At 68.4% G+C, this 11,850-nt stretch carries 11 protein-coding genes and 1 other RNA gene; 6 read left to right on the top strand and 6 right to left on the bottom strand.

Features of this window, described 5'->3' with window-relative positions; all coding sequences use genetic code 11:
- Positions 1-276: autotransporter outer membrane beta-barrel domain-containing protein (locus LRM18_RS18920; RefSeq protein ID WP_270955277.1), on the top strand; the 276-nt coding region annotated here is incomplete at its 5' end.
- Positions 277-447: 171 nt separating this feature from the next.
- Positions 448-2,469: an acyltransferase family protein gene (locus tag LRM18_RS18915; protein ID WP_270955275.1), complete on the top strand. Its 2,022-nt coding sequence runs from the start codon at positions 448-450 to the stop codon at positions 2,467-2,469.
- A 79-nt stretch (positions 2,470-2,548) separates the two neighbouring features.
- Here the strand turns inward: LRM18_RS18915 and LRM18_RS18910 are convergent, their stop codons facing one another.
- From LRM18_RS18910 to LRM18_RS18895, 4 genes are all read right to left on the bottom strand, one after another.
- Positions 2,549-3,934, bottom strand: a complete 1,386-nt coding sequence (locus LRM18_RS18910; RefSeq protein ID WP_206632189.1) for an FAD-linked oxidase C-terminal domain-containing protein — start codon at positions 3,932-3,934, stop codon at positions 2,549-2,551.
- Entirely contained in the window at positions 3,931-4,539 is a 609-nt protein-coding gene (locus LRM18_RS18905) for a metal-dependent hydrolase (RefSeq protein WP_270955273.1), read from the bottom strand. Before LRM18_RS18905 ends, LRM18_RS18910 begins: the two co-directional genes overlap by 4 nt.
- A gap of 110 nt (positions 4,540-4,649) precedes the next feature.
- Entirely contained in the window at positions 4,650-5,018 is a 369-nt protein-coding gene (locus tag LRM18_RS18900; RefSeq protein ID WP_270955272.1) for a YraN family protein, read from the bottom strand.
- Entirely contained in the window at positions 5,008-6,729 is a 1,722-nt protein-coding gene (locus LRM18_RS18895; RefSeq protein ID WP_049468247.1) for a penicillin-binding protein activator, read from the bottom strand. Before LRM18_RS18895 ends, LRM18_RS18900 begins: the two co-directional genes overlap by 11 nt.
- 81 nt (positions 6,730-6,810) lie before the next feature.
- Between LRM18_RS18895 and rsmI the strand changes: the two genes are divergently transcribed.
- The 4 genes from rsmI to rnpB all read left to right on the top strand — a co-directional run bounded on the left by rsmI (position 6,811) and on the right by rnpB (position 10,016).
- Positions 6,811-7,629: a 16S rRNA (cytidine(1402)-2'-O)-methyltransferase gene (gene rsmI, locus LRM18_RS18890; protein ID WP_270955271.1), complete on the top strand. Its 819-nt coding sequence runs from the start codon at positions 6,811-6,813 to the stop codon at positions 7,627-7,629.
- 391 nt (positions 7,630-8,020) lie between these two features.
- Entirely contained in the window at positions 8,021-8,656 is a 636-nt protein-coding gene (locus LRM18_RS18885) for a DUF6058 family natural product biosynthesis protein (RefSeq protein ID WP_270955270.1), read from the top strand.
- Between the two features lie 118 nt (positions 8,657-8,774).
- Positions 8,775-9,584, top strand: coding sequence for a PDZ domain-containing protein (locus LRM18_RS18880; protein WP_270955269.1), 810 nt, complete (start codon positions 8,775-8,777; stop codon positions 9,582-9,584).
- An 80-nt stretch (positions 9,585-9,664) separates the two neighbouring features.
- Positions 9,665-10,016, top strand: an RNA gene (gene rnpB / locus LRM18_RS18875) — RNase P RNA component class A.
- Between the two features lie 127 nt (positions 10,017-10,143).
- On the opposite strand, the gene LRM18_RS18870 is transcribed toward rnpB, so the two are convergent.
- The gene (locus LRM18_RS18870) at positions 10,144-10,623 is read right to left on the bottom strand and encodes a DM13 domain-containing protein (protein ID WP_182067956.1); all 480 of its coding nucleotides are present in this window, start codon (positions 10,621-10,623) and stop codon (positions 10,144-10,146) included.
- Positions 10,624-11,052: 429 nt separating this feature from the next.
- Positions 11,053-11,829 carry an NRDE family protein gene (locus LRM18_RS18865; protein ID WP_270955268.1) on the bottom strand — a complete coding sequence of 259 codons (777 nt, stop codon included), beginning with the start codon at positions 11,827-11,829 and terminating at the stop codon, positions 11,053-11,055.
- Positions 11,830-11,850: the final 21 nt, after the last annotated feature.

Here is an 11,850-nt window from a genome sequence, read left to right as displayed (position 1 = left end):
GTGGGCGTGCGTGTGTTCGGCCATGGCACGGCCGCCGGCAACTCCGTGCAGCCCTACCTGGGCGTGAACTGGCTGCGTGGCAGCGGCAGCAGCACGTTGCAGTTCAACGGCGACACGCTGGGTGCGGACGTGCCGCGCAACCGCTATGAAGTGCAGGCCGGTGCCGAGCTGAAGCTGGGCCAGCGCTGGGGCGCGTGGGGTGGCATGAGCGTGCAGCGCGGCGATCATGGTTACCGCAACGTGGGCGGCCAGCTGGGCCTGCGCAGGGCCTGGTAAGCGGGTGTGCAGCGGGGTCGGAGCCCATTGCCACGGCAATGGGCTCTGACCCCCAGTTGCTGCTGTGGAGCCGAGTGAAGGTAGGGCAGTCGAGCATGGCTCGACTCTACAATCGCGCCGGTCCGGGACCGGACCTGAACGACGCCCAGCTCTGTCGCAATTGACCATTGAATGACTGCGGCGAAGGTGGCGATGCTGGCCAATTGCTCGCTTCTGGTTGCCCGCGTGTTCCCTGCCGAACGTTCCCACAACGCCGCCATCGATGGCCTGCGCGCATTGGCGGTGCTGGCCGTCGTCCTCTTCCACACCAACGCCACCTGGCTGCCCGGTGGCTTCACCGGGGTGGACCTGTTCTTCGTGGTGTCCGGCTTCGTGATCAGCCAGTCGCTGGCCTCGCGCACCCCTGCGTCGCTGGGCGCGATGCTGCTCGACTTCTACCGGCGCCGCGTGCTGCGTTTGTTGCCGGCGCTGCTGGTGATGCTGATGGCCACCTTCGTGCTGTCGGCGTTGTTCATTCCCCGCGCGTGGCGCAACGAGCAGTTCGACCAGACCGGCTGGGCCGCGCTGGTCGGCTTGAGCAACATCGTACTGGCCGGCCAGCAGGACGATTACTTCTCACCCGGTGCTGAGCTCAATCCGTTCCTGCATACATGGACGCTGGGCGTGGAGGAGCAGTTCTACCTGGTCTTCCCGCTGTTGTTCTTCGTGTGGCTGCGCGGGCGTGAGCGCTGGCCGTGGTCGCGTTGGTTGTTGCCGGTGCTCACCGTGCTGTCGCTGGCGTGGGCGGGCTGGCAGGCGCAAACGGCACCGGCGGCAGCGTTCTATCTGCTGCCGGCGCGGTTCTGGGAGCTGGCCGCGGGCGCGCTGCTGTACCAGTGGATGCGTACGCGCACACCGGGCCGGAACGGTGACGCGGTTGCAGCGGCCGGGCTGGCGCTGCTGGCCGCAGGCGTGGTGATTGCCCCGCAGCTGGCGATGCCAGTACCGGGTGTGCTGGCCACCGTGGCCGGTACCCTGCTGTTGTTGGCGAGCGTGTCGACAGCGGGGAGATCGCGCATCGCCCGTGCGCTGGGGTGCGCACCGCTGGCCTACCTGGGCCGGTTGTCCTATTCGCTGTACCTGTGGCATTGGCCGCTGCTGGTGCTGCTGCGCTGGACGTATGGCTTGCATGGCTTTGCGCTGTGGCTGTATCCGGTGCTGCTGCTGGCGGTGTCGGCCGCGTCCTACCACGTCATCGAGCGCCCGCTGCGCAGTGCGGCGCCGCTGCTGCGGCTGGTACCGGCCAAGGTGCTGGCGATGGCGTTTCCACTGGTGGCGCTGTGCGGTGCCGGCGCCTGGGCCACGGTGGAGTACCACGAGCAGGTCTCGCTGAGCGTCACCCGCGACGGCTACGCATGGCAGGCGCGCCGCTACCCGGCGTGGCGACCGCTGGAGCCGGTGCGTGCGCCGGCGCTCGAAGGGCGGCGCCTGTTCGTGGCCGGTGATTCGCACGCGGCGGCGTATCGCACCATGACCAGCATGGTCGCGCGGCAGACCGGCATGGAGGTGCGCCAGCAGGATCGCGGCGGCTGCAGCTTCGTCAACCTGCTACGGGCCAGCCCGGCTAACTGCCAGGACTTCATTGAAGACACGTTGTCGACCATCGAACGCGAGGCGCGCCCGGGTGACATCGTGCTGCTGGCGGCCTTGCGCATGCCGGAACTGCGCGGCTTCGACTGGCAGCAGCAGGACGCACCGCCGATCTATCAACAGCTGCTGGCCGAGCGCACGCCGGCGCATGCACAGGCGGCACGCGACGAAGCCGATCGCGTGCTGGGGCGTTTGCAGAAGCTGGGCGTACACGTGGTGATCGATGCACCGCTGCCATTGTTCAAGGCCGGTGCGTACCGCTGTTCGGACTGGTTCAACCGCCGCAATCCGGCGTGTGCCGGCGGTCTGAGCATGCCGCGTGCGGATCTGGAAATGCTGCGCGTGCCGCAGATGGCACTGCTGGATGACCTGGCGGCACGTTACCCGTCACTGACCGTATGGGATCCGCTGCCGCTGCTGTGCGGGCCGCAGACCTGTTCGGCGGTGGAAGAGGGCGAACCGCTGTTCTTCGACAACGATCACCTGAGTGGCCATGGCAACCGCGTGCTGCTGCCCAGCTTCCGACAAGCCCTGATCGATATAGCAGCCGACAAGACGGTGTAGCGCCGAGCCCACGCTCGGCTTGCGCGATCTGGAGGGAGAGCAGCCGAGCACGGCTCGGCTCTACAGGAGAGCGTTCGGTCTACGCCGGCGGCAGCACCTTGCCCGGGTTGAGAATGCCGTCCGGGTCCAGCGCGGCCTTGATCGCGCGCATCGTCGCCAGCGTTTCCGGGGTGAAGGCCTGCGCCATGAAATCGCGCTTGGCCAGGCCAATGCCGTGTTCGCCCGACAGCGTGCCACCCAGCGCCAGCGTCAGCGCGAAGATCTTTGGCAGCGCGGCCTGCGCGCGTGCGTTCTCGTCAGCATCGTCCGGGTGGTAGAGGATGTTGACGTGCAGGTTGCCGTTGCCGGCATGGCCGAAGGTGACGATGGTCAGCGTGTAGTCGCGTGCCAGCGCCTGCACGCCGGCCACCAGCTCCGGAATGCGCGACACCGGGACCACCACATCTTCATTGATCTTGCCCGGCGCCACACTGCGCAGCGCAGGCGACAGCGCCTTGCGCGCCGCCCACAACTGGTCGCGCGCGCGGCCTTCCATCGCCACGTCCAGTTCGATCATGCCGTCGCCTTCGGCGGCGCTGGCCAGGGCCTGCAGCAGATAGGGCAGGGTGTCGTGGTCGCCATCGGCCTCGACCAGCAGCATCGCACCGGCCTCCGGCACGTCAGCACCATTGAGTCGCAGCAGTTCCAGGCTGCGCGCGTCCATGAACTCCAGGCGGGTCGGCACCACAGGCTGCGACATCAAGCGTGATACGGCGGCGGCGGCGGCATCGGCATCGCGGTACAGCACGCGCAGCCCGGCCTGGCTGACCGGCAACGGGGTCAGCTTCAGCGTGGCTTCCACGATCAGTGCCAGCGTGCCTTCGCTGCCCACCAGCAGATGGGTGAGGTCGTAGCCGGTGGCGTCCTTGGTGTAGGCACCACCGCAACGGATCACCTCGCCGGTGCCGGTCACCGCCACCAGGCCCAGCACGTTGTCGCGGCTGGTGCCGTACTTCACCGCGCGCGGGCCGCCCGCATTGCAGGCCAGGTTGCCGCCGATGCTGCAGATCTCGGCGCTGGAAGGATCCGGTGCCCAGAACAGGCCGTGCGGGGCCAGGGCCTGCTGCAGGGTGCCGTTGAGCACGCCCGGCTGCACGACTGCGCAGCGATCACCGGCCCGGATCTCGATGATGCGGTCCATGCGGGTGAACGACAGCACGATGCTGCCCGGCTGTGGAACGGCGGCGCCGGTGGTGCCGGTGCCGGCGCCGCGCGCGACCAGCGCCACGCCATGTGCGCGACAGGCGCGCACCAGTGCCTGCACCTGTTCGATGTCGGCCGGCAGCGCGACCGCCGCCGGGCGCTGGCGGCGCCATGAGTTGTCCTGCGCGTTGGCCTCCAGCGCGCGGTCATCCATGCGCCAGCCCTCCGCGCCCAGCAGGGCGGACAGTTCGGCAACCAGGGCAGCAGGCAGTGCGGTACTCATGACGGATCTCGCTGGGCAGCAGGAGCGGGTTGGATCAGTTTCCAGGCGACAACGGCGCCGGCCAGCGGCAGCCACACCCAGCGCAGTTCGGAGAGCAGGGTAGCCAGGCCGCGTGCGCTGAAGAACTGTGGGGCAAACGGTGAAACCCGGATCGGTCGCCACGGTGCGAAGAAGCGCTGTTCGCTCCACGGCCAAGCCAGCGCGACGCCGAGGCCGCCGGAGGTCATCGCATCGAGCAGTGGATGGCTGGCGGCACAGATGAACACGAATACAGCGGCTTGTACGGTCGATGCCGCCGTTGGCCCTGCCTTGGCAGGTGCCAACCTTGGTTGGCACGAAACCGCCGACCAAGGTCGGCCGCTACCAAAGAATGCCAACACCGCCGCTACCGCCGCCAGCACGAACGCAAACAGCAGTGAATGGCTGGCGCCGCGATGGCCGAAGGCATCCGCATAGGGAATGTGCAGCGCAAAGGCCAGTACATCGGCATCGGGCAGCATCGCTGCGATCACGCCGGCCGCCAGCAGGCGCGGTGGGATGCGGCCACGATCAGCGGCGCACCACAGCGCCAGCGGCACAGCGGCATGGGTGATGATCGACGGCATCAGTCACGCACCATGGTAGTACCGACCGCGGGTCCGACGCGTAGTGCCGGCCGCTGGCCGGCTGCAGGCCCGACGGGTAGTGCCGGCCGCTGGCCGGCAAACAGTAACCATCAGCAGTCATCCAATCGGAACGCATCCCGCAGCCAACGCAGCTGCGGCGGTTCGCCGGTGGCTTCGACCACGTCGAAGCGGCAGGGCGCATTGGCCAGCGCCGGGTGGTCCTGCAGGTACAGCTGCGCGGCATGGGCCAGGCGCCGGCATTTGCGCGCATCGACCGAAGCGGCGCCACCGCCGAAATCCGATCGCGCACGGTAGCGCACTTCCACGAACACCACGGTGCCGGCATCGTCCATCACCAGGTCCAGTTCACCGCCGCGATAGCGCACGTTGCGTGCACGCGGCTGCAGTCCGGCCAGTTGCAGGTGCTGCTCGGCGGCGGCTTCCACCGCCGAGCCCCGTTGGCTGCGCTCAGCGACCACCGACGATCGGCATCGGCCGGCCGCCACTGAAGGTCGACCATGCCGGCTGGCGCAGGATGTTGCCATTGCTGTCCAGGAACAGGGTGCCGGTGGCACCGTCCAGGCCGCCTTCGTTGGACAGCTTGTCCAGGTAGGCGGTGATCTTCCACGCGTCGGCACCGAAGGCGAACAGGCGGCCGGCCGCACCGCGTGCGCTCGGCAGGGTGCTGGCCACCTGGCTGGCCGACGGCAGGCCGGACACGCTGCGCACGTTCCAGGCTTCGTTCGGGTAGACGATGCCGTCCAGCGCCACGTCTTCTTCCACCTTGCCGCTGCCGACGGTCAGCTGCGAGGTGCCGACGCGGGTCGCGCCACCGGCACCGGCCAGCGCCAGCTGCGGCGCCAGCAGGCGGGCCTGCGGCGCACGCACGGCGAGGAACACGGCATCGACCTGGCCGGCGTTGCGCACCTGGGCGCTGACGTCGCCCACCGCATCGCTGACGCCGACCGTGGCCACGACCTGGCCACCGCGCTGGGCGAAACGCTGGGCGAAGGCGGCGGCGGCACGGCGGCCGGTGTCGTCGGCGCTGTTGATCACCAGCGCCTTGCCGCGCTCGCGGCCGCGCAGGTACTCGGCCGCGACGATGCCATCGTCTTCCGGTGCCAGCGAGAAGCCGGCGCTGCCGGCCGGCGGTGCGTCCTTGCCACGGTTCAGGGCCAGCACCGGCACTTGCAGCTGCTGGCGGCCGTACACCGCGTCCACTTCGTCGCGGCCCAGCGGGCCGACCACGAAGTCGGCACCGGAGGCAACGGCCTTGTCGTAGGCGGCGAGGGCGCCGGCCGGGGTGCCGGCGGTGTCGAAGAAGTTGATGTCCGGGCGGCGGCGGCTTTCACCGTAGTAGGCGCTCAACAGGCCATCGCGCACCGGCTGTGCGGCGGTGGCCAGGCGGCCGCTGAGCGGCAGCAGCACGGCCAGCTTGGCCGGCGGGCGGTAACCGTCGCTCATCGCCGGCGGGCGCTTGCTGGTGTCGAACTGGGCCGCGCCATCGCGGTCGAACGGGCGCGGCAGCGGCAGGCCACGCGCGATCAGTGCGCGGCCGGCAAAGTTGTAGAGCGGGTCGTTGGCCGGCAGGGCGGCGGCGCGGCTGCGCAGGGTGGCGTCGTCGAGGGTGCCGAGCAGGCCGGCAATGGCGGCCTGGTTATCGCTGCGCGCACTGCCGGTCAGGCTGGCATGGGCGCGGGCGCGCTCGGTGGCGGCGCCGAAGGCATCGCCGGTGCCCTGCAGGGCGCCGGCACGGGCCAGGTACCAGCGCGTACGCAGGGCCGGCAGCACGTTGTCGCCATGGTCCTTCAGCAGGGCCAGCGCCTGCGCCGGCTGCTTGTCGGCCAGGGCCAGCTCGGCACTGGTCAGCTGGTACCGCTGCAGGCTGGCGCCGGACAGCTGGCGGGCGGTGAGCTGGCCGAGCAGGCTGCGCGCGCGGGCACTGTCACCGGCGAGGTGCCAGGCCCAGGCCGCATCGGCCAGTGCGTTGCTGCGGGCACCGCCACGCAGCGTGGCGGCCAGGCCTTCCAGCTGCAGTGCGGCGTCGCGCGGCTTGCCCTGTTCGATCAGCGCCAGCGCCTGGCCCTGGGCCGGCGAATCGGGGGTGCTGGTCAGGCTGGTGGTGGCACAACCGGCCAGCAGCATCAGCGACAACGACAGGGCGGAGATCCGTGCGGCGGGCTTGTTCATGATCGGGTCCATGCGATGAGGGCAGCGGCCTTGGCCGGGTACACGCTACGATTCTACCCTTGCCCCGTGAGTACCGCTGAAATGAGTGTCCCAACCCTGTACGTCGTCGCCACCCCGATCGGCAACCTGGCCGATCTGAGCCCGCGCGCGCAGGAGGTGCTGCGCTCGGTGGCGGCCATCTGTGCCGAGGACACCCGCCGCAGCGGCCAGCTGCTGTCCCATTTCGGCATCCAGCAGCCGCTGGTGGCCCTGCACGAACACAACGAGGAGGCGCTGGCGCAGCGCCTGGTCTCGCGCCTGCAGGCCGGCGAGTCGCTGGCGCTGGTCAGTGACGCCGGTACGCCGCTGGTCAGCGATCCGGGGTTCCGCCTGGTGCGTGCCGCGCGCGCGGCGGGCATCAAGGTCAGCCCGGTGCCCGGCGCCTGCGCCGCCATCGCCGCGCTGAGCGTGGCCGGCCTGCCCAGCGACCGTTTCAGTTTCGAGGGCTTCCTGCCGGCCAAGGCCAGCGGCCGCCGCGACCGCCTGCTGGCGCTGGCCGGCGAAGTGCGCACGATGGTGTTCTACGAATCCTCGCACCGCATCGCCGAATCGCTGGCCGACATGGCGGCGATCTTCGGCGGCGAGCGCCCGGCGGTGCTGGCCCGCGAGCTGACCAAGTTGTTCGAGACCGTGCTTGATGGCGACCTGGCGGGCCTGCTGGCGAAGGTCGAGGCCGACGAGAACCAGCGCAAGGGCGAGTTCGTGGTGATGGTGCAGGGCGCCGGCGATGACGAGGAGGCGCAGCTGGCACACGGCCGCCGCGTCTACGCGAAGCTGAGCGAGCACCTGCCGCCGTCGACCGCCGCGAAGCTGGCCGCGGAACTGACCGGTGCGCCGCGCAAGGCGTTGTACGGCAGTTGATGGATCGCTCCGGGCCATGTCCCGGAGCGCGCGGCGCGAAATGCGAAACGGCTCGGATCCGCCGGAGGGGCGCCAACCTCTGGCGCGTGAACGTGCTCACGTGCGCGGCTGAGGGACGAATCCGGGGACAGGCAATGTCGTGATGAGCAGCAATGACCGACCCACTGATGATCGTACGAACCCAGCAGCCTTGGGTATTACGGGACGTCCTGCAGAGCGACATTGAGATCAGTGGAGCCCGTGCGGATACTCCCGATGCGGAAGGGTGTCCGTAGTGTGACCCCATTTCCGAGGCCTCTGAGGCGTGAGGACCGGTGCTCGGGATGTCTGTCCTGGACGAAGACGCTCCGGCACACGCCTCTTCATCCCCCCTTGGGAGTAATTGTTCGAGATGGCATTGACAGCCTACCTTCAAGCTCATTTCCTGCCAAAGGATGCGTTCGCCGCATTCTGCAATGTGTCAGAAGAAAGACTCAGTCGCCTGATTGCAGTGGGTGCGGTGCCGCAGCCCACCTACACCTGCGAGGGTGGCACCATCCGATCTGCAGTGTTCGGCTCCATTCCCATCAGCGAAGACCTTGTGGGGGAGTACTTCCGTACCGATTGCGCACGCTGGATACGCATTGCCGATGATGCACCACCGGGCAGTGAGCGGGCGGCTGTGGTCGACGTTCTGCTGCAGGAGCTCGAGGGCTACATGACAGCCGTGCTTGGGGATGCCAACGCTGCGCACGACAAGGTGCAACTGCTGCTCCCGCACTTCTTCAACGGGACCTTCGGTCTGTGTATCGCAGATCCGTCCACCGGCGCCGGCATCGCAAGAAAGGAGCTGCTCCAGGAACAACTGGTCGCACTCGCAAGTGACACCCACGCTCCTCTCGACGCGCGTGTCGACAGGCAGGCGCTGCTGGCATTGATCGACGATTATGCGCGTGCGTCGATGCCGTTCTCGCCGGCCGAGTATGACCGTAGCAGCAGAAAGCGATGGGTCGACGATCTTCGACGGGAGCTGGACGAAAAGTCCTGAAAAGCGTGCAGGCCTGCATGGGTCATTCACAGCCTGGGACGCTGCAATGCGAGTGAGCGGCGGAATTCCGGAGGTGAAGGAGTGAAGCTCTCAAATTTACTTGAGGGAGGGAAGACAGATGCTGGAAAAGGGACTGTTCCTGCTGTTCGCTCTGGCCGACGTGCCAGCTCCTGCAGCTGAAGGGCCGCCACCTGCGGCCATTACCGAAGCCGATCTGGGCCCGGACTATGTTGGCTACCTGCTGTTCGATCCGGGGTTGGTCGAATTCAATCGGCTGCAGTCGGTCCGCGATTACAGCAATTACCTGACCTATCGCGCGGCACGTGACGCGTTGGAGAACTACGAGGGATGTCTGCAGGTGGGGGCCGACAACCACGCACAGATCGAGGCGGCCTACCAGCAATTGGTGAACAGCCAGCAGCGGTACGTCAGCGCAGCGCAATGGCGCGACCTGCGGCAGGCCCTGCGTGCGGGGCGCGAGCCGGTGCCCGAGCGCGCGTCGTGGCAATGCGCCGCATTCGTGGACAACGCGCCCCATTTCGATGCGGGGTTGGACGATGCACTGCTGGGCGCCACCGAATTGGCGCGCGAGCAGGCCGGGGAAGGGGATTCGCGTAGCGATGCGCTGCGCCCGGTCCTCGGCGTTCAAATGGGGGGCGCGACCGTGATCGAATCCGAGCCTGACGAAGGTCCGGCCCATCGCGCCGGCCTGCGCAAGGGGGATGAGGTGCTCGCCGTGGCGGGTACCCGAGTGAAGACCGTCTTCGGTATCGGCCAAGCGTTGAAAGCCCACGCGCCGGGCGATCGCGTGGACGTGCGCGTCCGCCGCATTGAAGGGGACGGTTTGCAACCGCAGGTGCGGGAATTGATCGTCGGGGTGGTGCTGGAGTCGCGGGCGGCGGTGATGGCGAGGGCGAAGGGCCGCTAGAGCCACGCCACGCGTGGATGAACCGGACGCCGCGATCGGCACGGCAGGAAGGGCGTGCGTACGCTAGAATATGCGCTGGCGGAGTCGGCCAGACAGTCGCGTCATCCCTTCGGGGGTGCCGAGGAAAGTCCGGGCTCCATAGGGCAAGGTGCCAGGTAACGCCTGGGCGGCGCAAGCCGACGGAAAGTGCAACAGAAAGATACCGCCTACGTCTTCTTCGGAAGGCCGGTAAGGGTGAAATGGTGCGGTAAGAGCGCACCGCGAGTCTGGCAACAGACCGGCACGGCAAACCCCACCTGGAGCAAGACCAAATAGGGATCCTTTGGCGCGGCCCGCGTTGGATCCGGGTAGGTTGCTTGAGCGTTGCGGTGACGTAACGCCTAGAGGAATGACTGTCCACGACAGAACCCGGCTTATCGGCCGGCTCCGCCTCTTTCTTCGATATGCATGAACCGCGCATCGGTAGTGCCGGCCGCTGGCCGGCAGCTTCACGATGCCCGCAGCGGCGGACAGAGTGCTGCCGGCCAGCGGCCGGCACTAGCTCGACGTCGCGCGGTCCTCAGTCCGGCGTACGGTACTGCCCGGCCGAGATGAACTGCGAGAAGCGCTCGCACCACACCACGACGGTGGTGTAGTCGTCCACATCCACGTTCGCGGGCACCTCGACCAGGAAGCGGTTGAAGGTCTTCACTTCGCCGATGCGCTGGGCCTGCGCCTTGATCTTCAGGAAGTCGGCCTTGTTGTCGACGAAGTCGCGCACCAGGTACACCTTGTAATCCGGGCCCGGTCCCATCTTCCCGTCGAAGGCGACCTGGGTGGCACTGACACTGACCTTGCCTTCGGCCCAGTGCACTGCGTCGCTGCCCTTCAGGTCGCGGCGGAAGGTGGTGCGGTAGGTGGCGTCTTTCATGGCGGCCTGTACCTGTTCCACCGGCGGGTCATCGGGGGCGATCAGGATCGGCAGGAGGTAGACGCCCAGGCCGAAGCCCAGGCCGAGGGTGAGCAGGTGGGTGGCGAGCAGGATGAGGATGCGGCGCATGGGGCCTCCTTGTGGTTGCGGTCGATCGCGCGGCGAAAGGCCGGGCGCGACCACCCTGGGAGGTGAGGGCCGACATTTATAGACACAGTGCCGAATGCGAAAAGGACACAGTGGGCGGGCTGCGATGCCGGAACCCTGTGGCACGGGCGGATCGCGGTCGGCGCTGGAAGCTGAATGACGTTTCAGGCGTGGTGCGCTGACGACGACCGTCACTTCAATGACGACACGCGTGCGGGTAGTGCCGGCCGCTGGCCGGCAACGTCCTGTCTGTCCAGACATCGCAGCGCTGCCGGCCAGCGGCCGGCACTACCACGCTGGCAATCGAATCCGGCCAGCGGCCGGCACTACCACGCTGGCAACCGAATCCGGCCAGCGGCCGGCACTACCCCCCCCGCCAAGAGCATCCGGCCAAGGGCCGTCATGACCGGGTCAGAAAATGACGTGGCTCTGTCCGCTGGGGACACCCTGCGGGCCGAAGCGGCGCTCGTGGATCTCGCCGTGGCCGTCGCCATCGATCAGCAGCACGGTGCTGGCGCGGGTGCCGTAGTCGTCGCCGCGGATGAAGGCCGGGCTCAGCCAGCGCTCGCGCTCCAGACCGATGCCGGTGTCGGGCAGGTCGCTGTCGGCGGGGCGGTGTTCGTCGGCCAGCGCGGCCCAGAGCGGGGTCAGATCCCTTTCGCGCTGCGAAAGGGATCTGACCCCGTCTTCCTGCAGCCAGGCTTCAAGGGCCGCCATCAGCCGCCGGGTCTTCGGCCAGGGGGCGTCCAGCGCGCCGTTGGACATGCCATGTACGCCCGGACCGAGGGTCTGCCGTTCGGCGGGATGGTTGCCCAGGTACTCCAGGCTGTCGCTATCGGCCAGCAGGAGATTGAACGGGGCGTAGGCGCCAGCCACGGTCGCCAGGCGGTCGATATGCACGGCCGCCGGGTCGCGGCCGCGCAGGAAGTCGGCCACCAGTGCCCCGCGTGAAGGACCGGTCTGGGCGGCCAGCGGGTCGCGGACGTTGGTCACCACCGCCATCCGGCCCGAGGCGCCAACCCCGGCCCAGCCTCCGCCGGAGCGCAGGTCGCGACCGCCGATGACCGACGTCTCATCCTGCCAGGGGGCCAGCGCCGCCGTCGGACGGGCGTGGAACTCATCACGGTTGCCGGCCATCACCAGCCGCCAGCGCGGGTGGTGCATCCAGCCAAGAGCGAGCAGGCACATGGCTTCATTGTGCACGGTTTG

Origin of the sequence: Stenotrophomonas sp. PI_27, from assembly GCF_027854495.1 — a bacterium.
GTDB classification, from domain to species: domain Bacteria; phylum Pseudomonadota; class Gammaproteobacteria; order Xanthomonadales; family Xanthomonadaceae; genus Stenotrophomonas; species Stenotrophomonas pavanii.
This window is presented reverse-complemented; position numbering and strand designations above follow the sequence as displayed.